This is a genomic window from Altericista sp. CCNU0014, assembly GCF_044923475.1.
In the GTDB taxonomy this organism is placed as follows: Bacteria; Cyanobacteriota; Cyanobacteriia; order Thermosynechococcales; family Thermosynechococcaceae; genus JAAURS01.
Map to the genome: position 1 here is coordinate 3,024,382 of NZ_CP137338.1, position 15,888 is coordinate 3,040,269.

Sequence of the window (15,888 nt, forward strand, 5' to 3'; positions counted from 1 at the left end):
GACTCATGGTGCAGATCGATCGAGGGTTTTCATCTTCGCTCAAGCGAAGCTACATTTCAGTTGCGATCGCGTTGATTGCAGTGGCGGCGATCGGGCTTTCCACGGTCGGTCGCGTTGGCATTACCTACGATGAAGAAGGTCCGCTGCGAGTGGCCTTTGAAAACTACAAAATCGTGACCGAAGGCCGACAGTACCCAGGCCACCTCAAGTACTACGGGACGCTCTTTAATGGCGTCTCAGAAATTGTTTTCCAGAAAACACAGCAAATTTTTAGAACCGATTTCCCCAAGCAAGACCGATACGAAGGCAGGGGCTACAGTATTTATCCCTTTTACGGGCGGGTCAAAATCAAACACGTTTTGACCTTCCTGCTGTCCTTGTTCGCTTACGGCTCCGTTGCAGGCATGGTGGGTATTTTGTCAGGGGCGGAGTTTGCTTGGCTGGGACCGATCGTGCTGGCTCTGTTTCCGCGATTTTGGGGCCATAGCTTCTTTAACCCTAAAGATATTCCCCTCGCCGCCGCAATGACCTTGGGCACGTTCGTCGGGGTTTGCTGGGTGGGCTACTGCCATTGCATTGCAGGGGATGCCGACTGTAGTTTTGGCCTCAACCGTCTGACGTTTTATGCCTTTGCCTACGGCGCGTTGTTGGGATGCGTGGCCGGGATTCGCCTGGATGGGTCTGCGGTTTTGCTGTTTGTGGCGATCGCCCATTTTATTTCCAGCTTGCGTCAGATCTCTCCCGCGAATTGGCTGCGGCGATTTTGGCCGTTTTACGGGCTGATGGGATTGACGTGGATGGCCGTTACGATTCTGGTCTATCCATCCTCGTGGTCGAACCCGCTCCCCTGGTTTTGGGAAACCCTCCAATTTTATTACCGCGAAGACTGGCCCTTAACCGTTCTATTCGAGGGGGCGTATTTATCGGCACAAAACCTGCCCTGGCATTATTTGCCAAAATGGTTCTCGATTACCATTCCGGTCCTTTGGCAAGGCGCATTTTGGCTGGGGCTGGGTTGGATCGGCTGGCGATATCGCGCGCTGACCCCAATCCAGCGAGCCTGCATCGTTGCCGTGGCGTTACAGATTTTTGTCCTGCCCGCGATCGCCATTGCGTTGCAATCCACCATCTACGACGAAGCCCGTCAGTTTTTGTATGCGGTTCCGGGGATTGCCGTCATTGCCGCGACGACCCTCGCTTGGCTCTATCGCACCCTTGCCAGCAAACGGGCAAAACTGTTTGGGGTTGCCTTGGCGATCGCCCTACTAAGCCCCATTGTGGCCGACGCGATCGCCCTGCATCCTTACGAGTACCTGTATTTCAACCGCGCCTTCGGGGGGCTGGCCAAAGCCCAAGGGCAATTCGAGACGGATTATTGGGCGGCGAGCATGCGGGAGAATATGGAATGGGTCAACCGCAACGTCGCGTCCGAGAGCGCGATCGTCTCCAGCGATCCGCTCTATGCCTCTGCGCCCTTTGCTAAGTCGGGGTTGCGGGTCATTGACATCGCAGAATTCGAATCGGCCAAAGTGAGAAAACCGTTTTATTATGTGGCCATCCCCCGATGGGATTTTCAACAGCGCTTCCCCGATTGCGAGACGGTCCATCAAGTCAAACGGCAGGGTGTGCCCCTCAGTATCGTCAAAAAATGTAGCGAGTAAGAAGGGTTCGACCGTGCCATCCCCGATAGCGCATTCTGTCTCCGGCTACGCCATCGCGCGGATCTCATCTGGCGATCGCGGCCCCGTGCCGAGGTCAAAGCTCCAGCCGTGGCTCTACGGCATCGGCGTTGCAAACGCAGCCGATCTGGACTTCATTCCGCAATTTTTGACGGGGACAAAGTACCACCACGGATTTTCCCACAGCTTGCTGTTTTGCCTCGGCGTGTCGGTTTGCGTCTATATTGCAGCATCCCTACGCAACAAAACGGTGGCGCGAGCGGGATTTTGGCTGACCCTAGCACTCTATGGCTCGCATTTGCTCCTCGACTTTTTTACCGACGGTGGAGATGGCATCCAGCTTTTTTGGCCCTTTGCCATGGGCTACTTCAGGTCTCCCACACCCTTGTTTCCCAGCACCCACTGGTCCGAACCGCTGTTGCAACATCCGGGGCATTGGTTGTTCTTAGGGGTTGAGGTCGTCTACAGCCTCTTTTTGGTCGGAATCGTGCAGTTTTGGAGCGCGCGCAGGCGCAAAGAAAAATGGCAAAACAGATTTTAGTGACGGGCGGCACTGGGTTTACGGGAAGTCATTTGTGTCGGCGGTTGCTCCGAGAGGGCCATGCCGTGCGGGTTCTAGCGCGCGAAACCAGTCGCCGTGCGGCGTTGGATGGGGCAGACGTGGAGTGGGCGATGGGAGATCTCTGCGATCGCCCCTCCTTAGAAAAAGCCACCCAGGGCATCGACACGGTGTACCACATTGCCGCCCTGTTCCGTCCCGAAAATGTCACGCGCCAGCAGTTTCAGGATACAAACGCGATCGGAACGCAGAATTTGTTAGAAGCTTCGGTGAATGCGGGCGTCCAGCGGTTCGTCCATTGCAGTACCGTCGGCGTCCACGGCGATATCAAGCATCCACCCGCTAACGAGCAAACCCCTTACGGACCGGGGGATGCGTATCAAGACTCAAAGGTAGCCGGAGAAAAAGTCGCTTTGGAGTATGCGGCCCGAGGGCGCTTGCCCGTCGTCGTCTTTCGTCCGGGCGGCATCTTCGGGCCTGGAGATTTGCGCTTTCTCAAGCTGTTTAAGGCCATCCGGCAGCGGAAGTTTGTCATGTTCGGTTCCGGTCAGGTGCTGTACCAGCTCGTTTATATCGACGACTTGATCGACGGTATTCTTCAGTGCGGCACTCAACCCCAAGCCGTCGGACAGACCTATATTTTGACGGGTGCAGCGCCAGTCACTTTAAATCATCTCGTCAGCGAAATTGCCCAGGTGATGCAGGTTCCGCCACCCCGGCTGCGATTCCCGGTCCTGCCGCTGTACTGGGCCGGATTTGCCTGCGAAGCGCTCTGCAAGCCCTTGGGCATCAATCCGCCGCTCTACCGTCGCCGGGTTGATTTTTTTAGAAAGACGAGGAGTTTCGATATCGCTAAGGCCCAGCAAGAACTGTCGTTTCGCCCTAAAGTCGATCTCAGGTCGGGGTTGCAACGCACCGCCGATTGGTATCTCGCCCATCAGTATCTCTAGGTTTGCCGCCCTATGAACCCCATCAATGTCCTCTGGGCGATCGATCACGTCTGCTACGACGGCAACCTGCACGGGGGCGGTCGCCTCTACTGGAACCTGCTCCAGGAGTTCGATCGCGAGCGATTCCGGCTGGTGCCCTGCATGTTGCGCGCCAACGCGACCATTCGCCAAGTCTTCGAGCAGAGCGCAGTGCCCGTGCGGGTGCTGGATAAGGCGAAGTTCGACCCGACCGCGCTCTGGAGTTTTCTGCAGCTCATCCGCAGGGAACGAATTCAGGTGATGCATCTGCATTGCTATGCATCTTCGACTTTTGGCCGCCTTGCCGGACTCATTGCAGGTATTCCGACTATTATTCACGACTACGATACGGAGGTTTACTTCCCCTACCCGTCCTATTTGAGCGTGGCCGATCGCCTCCTCGCACCCTCCACTCAGGGGGCGATCGCCGCCTCGCCGATGGTCAAACAATTTTTGATCCAGAGACGCAAGATCGACCCGGCCAAGATTCGGATGCTGTTCCACGGCATTCCAATGGAGAAGTTTGAGCCTGTAGCACCAGAAGCGATTCAGGCGGTCAGGCGATCGCTGGCGATTTCCGACGATACGAAGGTGGTTGGAACCTTTACTAAACTGGGGCCGCAGCGCGGGACTGAGGTATTGATCCAGGCGGCGAGGGAAGTACTCGAGACTTTGCCGGACGTTGTTTTTGCAATTGTTTATAAAACAACGCGATTTCATCGCCTACCCAGCAAAAAATACGTAGAAGTGTCCCAGGAGAAGATCGATAACGAGATTGCGGAACTTCAAACTTTAGCGCGCTCCCTCAATATTGCCGAAAACATCCGTTTTATCGAATGGCCCGAAGACATCGACACCTGGATAACTGCCTGCGATTTGGTCATTGCCCCCTTCCTCAGCGAACGCTTTTCCTCTGTCTACCTGCTGGAAGCCATGGCCAAGGGCAAACCGATCGTTGCGACGAACCTTGGAGAACAGCGGGAAATTATTCAAGACGGCCAAAATGGTTATCTGATCGAACCGGGGGACAAATCCGACTTAGCCAGTAAAATTCTTCAATGTCTCAGCGCGCCCCCATTGTTAGCGCAGCTCGGCCAACAGGCTCAAACGAGCGCCCGTCGCTACAGTGTCGAACAGTACGTCCAAACCCTCGAGGATTGGTATGCGAAGTTGGCGGCGATCGCAGTTCGACAGAAACTGCGACTGTGAAACTGCGCTGTTATCTTTTGATGCTGATATCCGTAAATCCTAAAACAGATGCGATCGGCAGCTATTTATGGAAGCGAATTTGCCGAGAGGTCATCGGGTAATATAGCAGAGAAAGACTTGATTTCTAACTTGGTTGCTTTGCAAAAGGAATTGTTTACAACGTAAAATGCGATGAACCTCACCGACCAACCGAATCAGTCGATCGCGCTCCCCCATGGGTTTGCCTCCATACATCCCGATCCTGAGGGAGTCGTGCATTTTATTGGCGGGTACTTCTTCGGTTCTGGCGTAAGCTGCTGGTATAAGACCTTGTTAGACAGTCTCCAACAGCGATTTACAGTACATTCCTACTCCTACTCTTTCGCTCAATTGAGCCATTGGACCATTGCGAAGGATCTTCTCGAGCAGATCGAGCAAGTCAAACAAGCGGGAATCAAGACTGCAAAACAGATGGGCTACAACCCAAAGATTTATACCGATCCTAGCAAGCATTGCCTTGTAGGGCATAGCCTAGGGTGCGAGTGTATTGGCCTCATCCGATTTTTGGGCTTTGATAAAAATAAACAAATTCAAATATTAGAAGCAGCACGTCATCAGCTCGGGGCTAAAATAGTGACCGATTTAGATTTTTCCGACGTAAAAGCATTGCCTCAGTTGCAGTCAGTCCCCTATCGAGCCAGTCTGCTGATGGCTCCCTGCTTCAAGACACCGACGGCTGTGTCCTGGTTGCTCCAAGTCCGCCCCCAGCAGGATCTGGTCAGGTATTTAATCCAGCAAAACCCCCAACTATTGTCCCTAACTTCACTCCTTTCATTTAAAGGAGATACAATTGCTGGCCCTGATGTCGGTTGGTGCCAACCAGTCCTGAAAAGTCAAGGAAGCCTCCAAAGCAGCCACGAGATTGACGATATTCATCATCCCTATTGGATTGCCTTGCAATACCACATGATCCCAGCCTTCGACCCGATCCGTTCTAGACTGGCTGCTTATGCCGCTGACTTTATCGGAAACCTCGTCAATTCCAGCACTCCTTGAGGGTTTATTCAACGGGCGATCGCTTAGGAGGGACTGCCTTCCTTTTCTAAAAGTAAAGTGACTGGGCCATCGTTGTCGATCGCCACCTGCATCGCGGCTCCAAATCGACCCGTTTCCACCTTGAGTCCGCTCTGCCGCAATTTGAGTACAAACCGCTCGAAGAGCGCTTCAGCTCGATCGGGAGGAGCCGCGCCATCGAAGGACGGACGGCGGCCTTTGCGACAGTCGCCGTAAAGGGTAAACTGACTGACGACGAGCAATTCTCCTTGAATATCGGCGATCGACCGATCCCAACGGTCCTGCCCCTCCGTCGGAAAAATTCTAAGGCTCAACACCTTGCGCGCCATCCAATCCAGTTCTGCTTCAGTATCAGTAGGCGCAATGCCTACCAATAAATTTAGCCCTCTGCCAATCCGACCCGCGATCGCCCCCTCAACCGCTACGCTAGAGGCTTTAACCCGCTGAAGAACGACACGCATGGGGTTGAATAGAAGAAACAGCAAACGGCAACCCTCTCATGTAAGCATAGAATTCGATCGGGTTAGGGATGATTTTATCTTTTGCCCAAGGAGGTCACGAGCTTGTTTTTCGGCATTGCAAACCCACAACAACAGCGCAGCGAACTCCAACAAGCCTTGAGTCAGGCGATCGCCCAACTCCCCCCAGCCCCCCAAACCGCAAAATCGCTGACCTGGGGGAACAACGCGTTAGCGTTCTACTGGATCGCGGATGGCGTGACATCCTGCAACGAGTCCCATCCCCCCTTTTGGAGCGCCGATGGCCGAATTACCGCGCTCTTTGAGGGCAGCATCTACAACCTCCCCGAACTAAAGCGCGATTTCGGTTCCACCGTTCGCTGGCAAACCGACAGCGCGAGCGAAGTTCTAGCCCACCTTTACGATCGCGACCCCGATAATTTTCTAGAGCGGGTCAATGGCAAATTTGCCTTTATTCTCTGGGACGAACCAAACCAAAAACTAATTCTCGGACGCGATCGCTTTGGGATCCGATCTCTTTTCTATCGTTACCATCAGGATTGTCTGGTCTTTGGAACCTCGCTGCGATCGCTGCTGGCCACCGGATGGATACCCAAACAGATCGATGCCCAAGTCGTGCTGGAGTATTTGCTCTACTGCTACAATCCCAGCCACCGGACTATCGTGGAGACCGTTTCTAAAGTTCCGGCCAGCCATTTCCTTTCCTTTGAAGGGTCTGAACTCCAATTGCATCGGTATTGGAACTTAAACTTTGCAGAACGAGATCGAAAAACAGAAGCCCAGTACTGCGAAGAAATTCCAGCGCTGATCGAAGATGCGGTCAAAATTCGCCTCGACCCGCATCGAAGCTTGGGTGTATTTTTGAGTGGCGGGATAGACTCCAGCGCCATCCTCGGGTTTGCCGCAAAGTTTTCTGCAGAACCCCTCTCGACCTTCTCCTTTCGCTGCGCCGGACCCTCCTACGATGAATCGAGCTACGCGCGGTATGTCGCGCGGCATTTTGGCACGCAACATACAGAAATTCAGTACCAGCCTGAAGACGTATCGGCGATCGCCTCTATTGTTGGCGCGATGGACGAACCCTTTTGCGACATTGGCATTGAAATTGGGACCTTTCTGCTCGGACGAGCGGCTCAGGGTCAGGTGGACTATATCTTCAGCGGAGAGGGCGGCGACGAACTCTTTGGCGGTCACCCCGTTTACACCGCCGATAAAGTGGCCGCACCCATCGATCGGATCCCGAGATCGATCCTGAACCCCATCGCCCAACTGTTGCAAAAACTCCCGGACAGCGATCGAAAAAAGAACCTCCAGGTCAAACTCAAGCGATTTGCCTACAGTCTCGCCTTTCCGTCCCAACTGCTCAGCCATCGCTGGCGGACCTATTACCAGCCCCACGAATTGATCGAGCTTTGTACCGCTGACTTTCTCTCCGCCTGCGACCTGACGCAACTATTCGATAGCATGCTCCAGTACGCCAACGCCGCCGATGGGCCAGATCGCTTGAGCCGCAGCCTCTATAGCGATTACTGGACCCTAGTTGCCTTTTATTTGCGGCGTCTGGAACTGCTGCGCTCCTTTGGCCTAGACAACCGCCTACCGCTCCTCGACCATCGTTTGGTGGAATACGCCGCTAAAACTCCATCGAACTTAAAGATTCGCGGCTTCTGGGACACCAAGTACATCTACAAGCAAGCGCTCGTCGGCATCGTTCCCGACAAAATCTTATTCGATCGCCCCAAACTGGGCCACAGTGTTCCGATGAAAAACTGGATGCGAGACAACGCCAACGTTCGAGATTGGATGGCGAATATCCTCTCTAGTTCTTCCTTTAAAGAGAGAGGTTTTTTTCGTTTCAGTTTCGTGGAGCGGTCGATCGACGAACATCAAAAGAAGATCTGCAACCACTCGCATCGCCTGTGGTCGCTTGTTATCTTGGAGCTGTGGCTCAAAAGTGTTATAGATGACTAAAAGCGTTCGATAATTGCCCGTTCGCCCGACTAAGGGAACCTCGAAAAGTACGGGTTTGTCGAGACAGAAGGGGGCGTTTACCGCGATTTCAGGGCTTACTCGTTGAGAATGAAGCGACCGACCGAAGTGCCCTGAGTTGAGATGTATATCATAAAGTATTCAAGATCTTGAGAGCATGATTCGAATCCTGTTGGCCGACGATCAAAAGTCAATTCGCGAAATTTTACGGATTCGTCTGGAGTCAGAGCCGGATTTTCAAGTGGTCGGTACGGCAAGTGACGGCGAGACGGCCCTTGAGATGGCAGAAATTTTACGACCCGATATCGTGCTGATCGATATGGAAATGCCTAACCTGAACGGGGTTAAGGCAACAGAACTCATTTGTCAAGCGCTGCCCGAGGTTAAAGTCCTGGTTTTAAGCGGCCATAACGACGATGGCTACATCAACCAAGCGCTGCGTTCTGGCGCAATGGGGTACCTACTCAAAAGCACGCCCGCTGAAGAGCTGGGGGAGGCAATTCGCTTCGTTCATAGAGGGTACAGCCAGTTAGGACCTGGGGTTCTGAACAAAATGGTGTCAGCAGAGCCTGAGTTCTCGTCTGCCCCTTACCTGAGAGATGGAGTGGCAAAGCTGTCTTCGCCGCCTGCAAACGGGCTGACAAAGCCAAATCCTGCTAGCAAGACGCTTGGAATTAAGGTTCCCGCCATACCCCAAGAAGACGGCTCGAAGCAGCTATTGCCCGATGATGATTGGACGGGATGGGGGGTTGCGCTTTGGCAGATGTTACGGAGAAGGTGGTTGAGCGTTTTAGCAGTATCTGCAACTGCCATGGCGGCGATCGTGGTGCATACGTTCGCGATTGAAGAGCCTGTTTATAAATCCGAGCTCTGGCTTCAGGTGAGCAACAAAAATGCCGTGCCAGTGACGGAGGAAAATCAACAAGATATTGAGGCGACGGAGGATATTTCTAAAGGACGCTTGACGGAGGTCCAAATTTTGAGGAGCACGCCCTTGATCGGCCAGGCGATCGCCCAACTGCCAGAGCAATACAGCAAAGAACTAACGGTTCAAGATGTGAAGGGCGGTCTGACGATCGAACAGTCTGAAGAAGGCGGCCTGCTTTCAAATATATTGATGGTCGACTATTCCGATACGGATCCGCAGCGAGTTTACGCGGTGTTGAATGCCCTCGGGAAAACCTACGTCAGCTATAGCACGGAACTCAAGCGATCGCGGGCTGCCTCGACCATTCAGTTTATTGAGAAAAACTTGCCAGCAACCCGTCAAAAACTGGCCCAAGCCACTGCCGAACTCAGGAATTTCCGACAGCGACACGGAATGGTAACACCCGATTCTTATGCCCTAGAAATTGAAAAAACGAAGCTGAGGCTAGCGGACGATATTCAAAAGTCGAGTGTCTTACTCAACCAGTCGAAAAGCCGAGTTGACGCCAACCGCCGTCGCCTGCAAGGGTTGGGCCAAGACCCAGATCGATCCGCTATTGCGGCAGTTTTGGGCCAAGATGCAAACTATCAAAAACTCAGCAATCAACTCAAAGATATTGAAATCCAGCTGAGCCTCAGACAAGCTGAATTAAGCGAAGATCATCCCTTAGTTCGAGACCTGCGCGAGCAGCGGGAGCGGCTCCTATCCCTGCGCCAGCAGGTCGGACAAAAACTGGTCGGAAGCAATCCTGCCTCAAATTTATCCTCAGACGCCACCGAACTTAGGGATGCTAATACGAACGCCGTTTTAAATGACTTGTCCAAGGAACTCCTGACCGATCGAACCGGGTTAGAGGTTCAACAGACCCAGCTCAAAAGTTTGCGCCAAGCACAAGCGTTAGTAGACGAGCAATTCAAGCAGCTTCCTCGACTTCAAGAGACCTATACAGAGTTACAGCGCCAAGTTACCCTACACTCCACCCAACTCGATACTCTCCTAAAGAAATTGCAAGAACTAAAAGTGTCTGCAGCGCAAGAGACGACCCCTTGGAGTATTTTAGAACCTCCTGCATTGCCTAGGAAACCTATTTCGCCTAATATTCCGCGAAATTTGTTTTTTGGCCTGTTGTTCAGTAGCGCGATCGGACTGGGCACGGCCTTGATGCTCGAGCGCTTCGACCGCCGCGTGAGAAGCACGAAGGAAGCCCAAGAACTCGCGGGTCTTCCCCTTTTAGGAACGATTCCGCACTGTAAAGATATTGGCGTTGCCGATGAAGGAGCCCGCATTCTGCGGGGTTTACCTCAGAATCAATACCATCGCTTTCAAGAAGCATTCCGATCTCTGGCCCTTCAGATTCAGTACCTCAATACTGACTGCGGTGTGAAAAGCTTCAGTGTCACTTCGGCTGGGACAGCGGAAGGCAAAAGTACGATCGTGTTAGAACTCGGACAGGCGATCGCCCGTCTCGGTCTCAAAGTTTTGATAGTGGATGCGAACATGCACCAACCGAGTTTGCACGCGCTTGCAGAGATTGCGAACGAGCGAGGTTTGAGCAATATCTTGGCAGAAAATCGGTCGTGGCGCGACTGCGTCCGCGCTATGCCAGTTAAAGGATTAAACATGCTGACGTCGGGTCCGCCGCCGCAAGACTCTCTTGCTTTGTTACAGTCGAAAAGCATGACAAACCTCCTGGAAGATTGGCGCGGGTGTTTTGACTATGTATTGATCGATACACCTCCTATTACTGGTTTTTCCGACACGCAAGGGTTGATTTCCAAAGTGGACTGCACCGTTTTTGTGGTTGGAATCGATCGCACCACTAGAACGGCGGTGACCCATGCAACGGCGCTTCTTAAGTCTTACCGCAACCGATTGGCAAGACTGGTGGTCAATTATAGCGATGTTCCTACTGGTTCGCCTGGGGTAGCCCTTTCGCTCCCTCCGTCTGCTAGCACTGTACCGACACCAAACAATGGCAGCCCAGCGGTTGAAAATCACAGACACTCGTTAAAACAGCTCCTTTGAAAAATTAACGCTGGACGATTGAGTTTATGAAGGTTTAACGCGTTTGCAAGTCTGTGATTTTTTGGGTTCGGCTCCGATCGTTCTTTATTTCTGAAATTGCGTTTTTTATTGACTGTAACGAATAGGTTTGCGAATCTATTAAATTAAATCTAGATTTTTACTTTTATTTAGAAAGAACGCCTGAAGGATTGCTTTAAATGCCCAGTCTTAATCCAATCCCGAAAAATCTTTTCTCTTTCCAAAGCCCTTGGAATCGACTGCTAAAAGGCTTGGGAGCAAATGTACTGGGCCAGGTGGTAACCGTTTTCATTCAGATTGTGAGCGTCCCGTTACTCATCCGTTCTTGGGGTATCGAAATTTATGGTGAATGGCTGATTTTAGTGTCGATTCCCATGTATTTTGCGTTGAGCGATCTTGGATTTGGCAGCGCTGCCGCCAATGAAATGACTCTGCGCGTCGTTCAAGGCGATCGCAGTGCAGCCGCGACCCTATTTCAGAGTGCCTGGCTGCTCATCAGCACCATTGCAGCGGGTTGCCTTCTCATTCTTGCTGCGATTGTTTGGTGGCTGCCGATCGCGGAGTGGCTGAATTTTACCCACATCGCAGCAGCGCCAGCGGCGGGAATTATTTTGGTCATGAGTTTGCAAGTCTTCATTTTTCAACAAGTGGTGCTGACGATTTCTGGCTATCAGTGCGAGGGAAACTATCCGGCTGGAATTTTAAACTTGCACTGCATCCGGTTGTTGGAATTTGCCGCAATTGCGATCGCAGTGTGGTTTGGAGCATCCCCTTTAGGAGCAGCGCTGGCTCATACTTGCGCGACCAGTTGCGGTGCTATTTGGATGAGCCGCGATCTGCACAGGCGCAGTCCGTGGTTGACCTACGGGTACCGTCACGCTAGCTTGAAGGCACTCAAAAAACTGAGCCTTCCGGCGATCGCCTTTATGGGATTCCCCCTAGCCTCAGCCCTCAGCGTTCAAGGAATGACCCTCATTCTCGGCATCCTCTTAGGTCCAGTTGCCGTGGTGGTGTTTTCAACGCAGCGAACCCTGAGTCGGCTAGCGTGGCAGATCTTAAATTTAATCAACAATTCCGTCAAACCCGAACTTTCCATCGCCTTTGGCCGAGGAGACCTAGAATTCGCCCGCCAGCTCCACCACAAAGCTTGTAAGACAGCATTTTGGCTTGCGCTTTTGGCCGTTCTGGGATTAGCCCTAGGCGGTCGATGGATTATCGCGCTTTGGACGAATCAAAAGGTTATTTTCGACCCGCAACTTTTTTACATTATGTTGGCAATTGTGGTGGTAAATTCGCTGTGGAATACAAGCCAAGCAGTCCCCATCGCCCTCAATCAGCACCAGCAGCTTTCTCTGCGCTACGTTCTGAGCGCTGGGATTGCGTTACTGGTTGCGATCGGAATCGCACCCCTCTGGGGGCTGAGCGGTGCGGCAGCATCGCTTTTGATTATCGATCTTGCAATGTCTGTCTATGTAGTAAAAGCGTCTCTCAAAATCCTGCAAGAATCCTCGGTCCAATTTTTTAGATACCTACTGACGCCGCCCAATCCAGTTAAAAGCGCACGTCAAATTTTGCATCGTTAGAATTTCCCTTCGCAAAAAAGTCTAATTCATAAAAACGATAATGAAGCTCGGAATTGTTACCATTTCCTACAATCAAGCAAAATACCTTCAACAAGCCATTGAGTCAGTCAGACTTCAAAATACCGATCGGCTTCGGTATGTTATTGTCGATGCAGGCAGTCAGGACAATTCCAGGGAAATTATCTTAAAAAATAAAGAAAGATTCTCAGAAATTCTCCTAGAACCGGATCGAGGCCCTGCAGATGGCCTAAACAAAGGATTCTCTAAATTAGAGGATGCAGAGATTTTAGGTTATCTCAACTCCGACGATGTTTTTGCACCAGGTGCTTTAGACTTTGTCATGAATTTCTTTGCTGAAAATCCTAAGGTCGATGTTCTGAATGGAGCGATTCGAATTATCGACGATCGCAATCGCATTAGCTGGAGAGGGAGAACGTCCGATGCTTTCAATTTGATTCAGTACTCCATGGGAATTTGTACCATTTGTCAACAGGCCACTTTTTTTAGGAGACAGGCTTTCCAAAAAGCAGGCGGTTTTAACCTTGAAAACAGAACCTGTTGGGATGGAGAATTGATGGTAGATATGGCTCTAGCAAAATGCAAATTTGCAACAACTCAAAAAGTCTTAGGATATTTTCGCATTTATCCAGACTCTATTACCGGATCTAATCGATTTAAAGTTCAGTACGATCTAGATCGAAATCGGATCGATCAAAAAATCTTTGCCACTAGCAGCAACTTGCACCCGAGGTCTTTTGAAAAAATTTATCGATTGTTCTATAAAATGAATTTATGGCGGCACCTTCAATATCTGATCGTTCGATAAGCTCTCAGAGTCAAAATATTATGAAAATCTTATTGAAATTAAATATTTTAATTCTAAATCATGAATATTCATAATACACATCTTTTGAAGGATCGCCCCAGAATCGATCCATTAGGTTGTATTTCATTTCTAGCTGGGCTGACAAGTGCGATTCAGATTAAGTTTTTTGGCCAACTCTATTTGGGCGAGGTTTTTCTTGCCGTTTTAGGTTTATTATTAATTGCTGACAAATTCATTCCATCGGCACGATCGCGCAGAAAAAATATCCTAGAGAATCCATTTTTTATAAAATTTTTGATCGCATTATGTATTTCTTTTTTGGGGTTGGCACTGTCTGATTTTTGGGTCAATTCTGTTCCAAGGGATTATTTCAGAGGTTGGGCGAAAATTATTTTTCTGACCTTAGATGTTATCGCGATTGGTTTTGCGATCGAACGCAATCGATGGAATCTATGGTGGTTGAGCGTCGGTTTGGGATTTAGCATCCTATCGCCTTCGATTATCTCTCACAATCTTTTGACGGACTGGAAAGTTGTTTACGCAGGGCCTGTAGCATTTCTGGTACTTAGTTTTATGCCTTGGTTGGGCAAGCAACTTTTACCATTGACTTTAGCAAGCGCTGGAATTGTTAATATCGTTCTAGACTATCGAAGTTTGGGTTTGATGTTTGTCATCATGGCAGCTATTGTTTGGAGCAAAGTGAATGCATCCCAGGTGTCTAGGAAGCAATTATTCAAGCTGGTTGTGGCCTTAAGTTTATCGTTTTTGTTGCTATTTGCTGCCTATCAAAATTCACAAGAAGAATTCTCAGAAAGAAGAGAATACTCGAACGCCGCTCGATTTGGCGGGATTCAAGTTGCGTTTGAGGCGATCGCAGATTCTCCTATCCTAGGCTACGGATCCTGGGCCAAAAGCGAAGCGCTGACAGAACGATTTTTAGACCTGACGGGCGTGCGGCAGCGAGGCTTTAATACACCCGATCGCGTCTATGCAGAGCAAAATATTCCTGCCCATTCACAACTTTTACAGTCCTGGATTGAGGGCGGTATTTTAGGAACGACCTTCTTTTTCTTTTATGGAATCCAACTTGTAAAAAGTCTGAGATTTTTGATCGCTCAGAGAATTTACGATCGTTTATTTCCGCTCATACTGTTTAGCTGCCTGTCCGGTCTCTGGCATCTGGTAGCCAGTCCCTTTGCAGGATCTCATCGCTTTACAGTAGCTCTAACTGTAGGGATAGTTTGTTTGCTGCATTCGGAACAATTTAAAACCACTTTAGCAGGCTATAAAATCACTTAAATAAGATCTGATTTTATGAATTTGTGATGTTGCTATATTTGTCCATCTCCGGAATTTAGATCTGTGGATATCCTACACGTTATTGCTTCGGTCGATCCGCAAGGCGGGGGTCCTGTTGAGGTCGTGCTAACCTTCGGCCTTGCGTTAGCCCGTATGGGCCACCACTCAGAAGTCCTCTGTCTTGACGCCCCCGATGCTGAATGGCTCCCTGATTTTCCATTGCAGACCTTCGCTTTAGGACCGGGGATCTCAAGCTACCAATATTCAAGGCATTTAGTGCCCTGGTTGCAGAAAAATCAAGCGCGATACAGTTGCATTATTATTCACGGCATTTGGCGATATTCTAGTTTTGGAGCTTGGTTGGCATTGCGCCGCCATCAGACTCCCTATTATGTCTTCACCCACGGCATGTTAGACCCGTGGTTTAAGAAAACCTATCCCTTAAAGCACCTCAAAAAGTGGTTGTTTTGGCCGTGGAGCGACTATCGCGTCCTCAGAGATGCCGCAGCAGTCTTATTTACCTGCCAAGAAGAAAAAGAACTCGCGCGTCATTCATTTTGGCTCTACGACTGTAATGAAGCAGTCGTTCCCCTTGGGATTGCAGCCCCGCAGGGGGACGCCGTGCAGCAGAAACTCGGCTTTTTGCAATGCTTTCCACAATTGGAAAATAAGCGTTTGATGCTCTATCTCGGGCGAATTCATCCGAAAAAAGGCTGTGACTTATTATTAGAGGCTTTTGCAGCGGTTGTAAAGTTAAACCCTAATTTTCATCTCGTCATAGCAGGGCCAGATTCTGTAGGATGGCAAAACGAGCTTCAGTTGAAAACGCAACAGCTTGAAATCGAATCTCACGTTACTTGGCCGGGCATGCTATCGGGAGATCTAAAATGGGGCGCGTTGAGGGCTGCGGAAGTCTTTGTATTGCCTTCGCACCAAGAAAATTTTGGGATTGCGATTGTAGAAGCGATGGCTTGCGGTTTACCTGCGATCGTGTCTAATAAGGTCAATATTTGGCGAGAAATTCAGGCGGATGGGGCCGGCCTGGTCGTTGAGGATACGCTCGCTGCCCTAACTCAGGCCACGATCGACTGGATGGGGCGATCGCCAGAGTCACGACGCTATATGGGTCAGAGGGCTCGTGAGAGTTTCTCCCAAAACTTCGAAGTCGATCGATCTGCCCGCCGACTGCTAGATATTTTGAGTGCGACTCGCGCTAAAAATTCGGAAATTTTGGAGGTTTAGGACATCTGCAAATCGGGTTGCATCTATCCCA

The 15,888-nt window shown here is 50.6% G+C and carries 12 protein-coding genes; 11 read left to right on the forward strand and 1 reads right to left on the reverse strand.

Features of this window, described 5'->3' with window-relative positions:
• Positions 1–5: 5 nt before the first annotated feature.
• From R6H26_RS14660 to R6H26_RS14680, 5 genes are all read left to right on the forward strand, one after another.
• Positions 6–1,661, forward strand: coding sequence for a hypothetical protein (locus tag R6H26_RS14660; protein ID WP_404783294.1), 1,656 nt, complete (start codon positions 6–8; stop codon positions 1,659–1,661).
• A gap of 13 nt (positions 1,662–1,674) precedes the next feature.
• The gene (locus tag R6H26_RS14665) at positions 1,675–2,220 is read left to right on the forward strand and encodes a metal-dependent hydrolase (protein ID WP_404783295.1); all 546 of its coding nucleotides are present in this window, start codon (positions 1,675–1,677) and stop codon (positions 2,218–2,220) included.
• A complete protein-coding gene (locus tag R6H26_RS14670) occupies positions 2,202–3,188 on the forward strand; it encodes an NAD-dependent epimerase/dehydratase family protein (RefSeq protein ID WP_404783297.1) in 987 nt (328 codons plus the stop codon). The genes R6H26_RS14665 and R6H26_RS14670 overlap by 19 nt, the downstream gene beginning before the upstream one ends.
• Before the next feature lie 12 nt (positions 3,189–3,200).
• The gene (locus R6H26_RS14675; protein WP_404783299.1) at positions 3,201–4,415 is read left to right on the forward strand and encodes a glycosyltransferase family 4 protein; all 1,215 of its coding nucleotides are present in this window, start codon (positions 3,201–3,203) and stop codon (positions 4,413–4,415) included.
• 171 nt (positions 4,416–4,586) lie between these two features.
• The gene (locus R6H26_RS14680) at positions 4,587–5,450 is read left to right on the forward strand and encodes a DUF1350 family protein (protein ID WP_404783301.1); all 864 of its coding nucleotides are present in this window, start codon (positions 4,587–4,589) and stop codon (positions 5,448–5,450) included.
• A 23-nt stretch (positions 5,451–5,473) separates the two neighbouring features.
• Here R6H26_RS14680 and dtd read toward each other — a convergent pair whose 3' ends face one another.
• Positions 5,474–5,929, reverse strand: a complete 456-nt coding sequence (gene dtd, locus R6H26_RS14685; RefSeq protein WP_404783302.1) for a D-aminoacyl-tRNA deacylase — start codon at positions 5,927–5,929, stop codon at positions 5,474–5,476.
• A 102-nt stretch (positions 5,930–6,031) separates the two neighbouring features.
• On the opposite strand from dtd, the gene asnB reads away from it, so the two are divergent.
• The 6 genes from asnB to R6H26_RS14715 all read left to right on the forward strand — a co-directional run bounded on the left by asnB (position 6,032) and on the right by R6H26_RS14715 (position 15,857).
• The gene (gene asnB, locus R6H26_RS14690; RefSeq protein WP_404783304.1) at positions 6,032–7,918 is read left to right on the forward strand and encodes an asparagine synthase (glutamine-hydrolyzing); all 1,887 of its coding nucleotides are present in this window, start codon (positions 6,032–6,034) and stop codon (positions 7,916–7,918) included.
• Positions 7,919–8,093: 175 nt separating this feature from the next.
• Positions 8,094–10,889, forward strand: coding sequence for a polysaccharide biosynthesis tyrosine autokinase (locus R6H26_RS14695; protein ID WP_404783306.1), 2,796 nt, complete (start codon positions 8,094–8,096; stop codon positions 10,887–10,889).
• 197 nt (positions 10,890–11,086) lie between these two features.
• The gene (locus R6H26_RS14700; RefSeq protein ID WP_404783308.1) at positions 11,087–12,490 is read left to right on the forward strand and encodes a lipopolysaccharide biosynthesis protein; all 1,404 of its coding nucleotides are present in this window, start codon (positions 11,087–11,089) and stop codon (positions 12,488–12,490) included.
• A gap of 40 nt (positions 12,491–12,530) precedes the next feature.
• Positions 12,531–13,316, forward strand: coding sequence for a glycosyltransferase family 2 protein (locus R6H26_RS14705; protein ID WP_404783310.1), 786 nt, complete (start codon positions 12,531–12,533; stop codon positions 13,314–13,316).
• 60 nt (positions 13,317–13,376) lie between these two features.
• Positions 13,377–14,615, forward strand: a complete 1,239-nt coding sequence (locus R6H26_RS14710) for an O-antigen ligase family protein (protein ID WP_404783312.1) — start codon at positions 13,377–13,379, stop codon at positions 14,613–14,615.
• A 63-nt stretch (positions 14,616–14,678) separates the two neighbouring features.
• A complete protein-coding gene (locus R6H26_RS14715; RefSeq protein ID WP_404783314.1) occupies positions 14,679–15,857 on the forward strand; it encodes a glycosyltransferase in 1,179 nt (392 codons plus the stop codon).
• The last annotated feature ends 31 nt before the right edge of the window (positions 15,858–15,888 follow it).